A 1,138-nucleotide genomic window follows, 5' to 3' on the forward strand; every position below is an offset into this window, starting at 1 on the left:
TGCCGCAGCAAGGGCATTTATCCGGAGCAGATCCGGCAGTGGCGCGAGGCGTGCGAGCAGGCCAACGCGGTGCCTGAAACGAAGCCCACGGCGGCCCAGCGCAACGAGGCGAAGGCTGCGCAAAAGCGCATCCGTGAACTGGAGCGCCAGCTCAAACGCGCTGACGCGGCCCGTGCGGAGGCGGCGGCCTTGCTGAACCTGCGAAAAAAAGCCGAAGCGATCTGGGGCAAGGAAGAGGAAGACTGATCAGCCGCCCGGATCGCGATGAAGCCATGCAGTTGATCGATGAAGCCGTACAGCAGGGAGCGCGCCGCTCGCGTGCATGCGAGCAGTTGGGACTCAGCGTGCGCAGCGTCCAGCGCTGGCGCCTGTCGCCGCAGGACGGGCGCGCTCAGGTGAAGCGTGCAGCGCCGCCCAACAGGCTGAGTGAGGCAGAACGTCAGGCCGTGCTCGATGCGGCCAACCGTCCGGGCTACGCGAGTCTGACGCCGCACCAGATCGTGCCGAAGCTGGCGGATGAAGGGATTTATCTGGCTTGCGAATCGACGTTCTACCGGATACTGAACGCAGCAGGACAGGGCCAGCGCCGGGGCCGCGCGCGAGCCCCGCAACGACGCACGCTCACGACGCATTGTGCCGATGGTCCGAACCAGGTGTGGTGCTGGGATATCACGTGGATGCCGGGCACGGTCAGGGGCCGGTACTTCTACTGGTACATGATGAAGGACATCTACAGCCGCAAACTGGTGATGAACGAGGTGTGGGAGCAGGAGTCGGCTGAGCACGCGAGCGAGTTGCTGAACAAGGGATGTTTGCGTGAAGGTATCGCCGGGCGTCCGCTGGTGCTGCACTCGGATAACGGCAGTGCAATGAAAGGCGCCACGATGCGCGCGGCCATGATCGATCTGGGCGTGCAGCCTTCGTTCAGCCGGCCGCGTGTGAGCAACGACAACGCCTTTGCCGAGTCACTGTTCCGTACGGCCAAGTACTGCCCGTTATGGCCTGAGCAGCCGTTCGACACGCTGGAGGCGGCCCGCGCATGGGTGCAGCGCTTCGTCCAGTGGTACAACGAAGAGCACTGTCACAGCGGCCTGAAGTATGTCAGTCCGGGGCAACGGCATCGCGGCGAAGCCAACGA

At 64.4% G+C, this 1,138-nt stretch carries 2 protein-coding genes; both read left to right on the forward strand.

From position 1 onward, the window contains the following. On the forward strand, window positions 1-246 hold a 246-nt coding region (locus tag PQR40_RS38975; protein ID WP_408511282.1), incomplete at its 5' end, for a transposase. 26 nt (window positions 247-272) lie between these two features. Next, window positions 273-1,138, forward strand: an 866-nt coding sequence (locus PQR40_RS38980) for an IS3 family transposase (RefSeq protein ID WP_408511283.1), incomplete at its 3' end; no start/stop codon positions are given.

The sequence above is a fragment of the Paraburkholderia sediminicola genome (genome assembly GCF_046026855.1).
GTDB classification, from domain to species: Bacteria; Pseudomonadota; Gammaproteobacteria; order Burkholderiales; family Burkholderiaceae; genus Paraburkholderia; species Paraburkholderia sediminicola_A.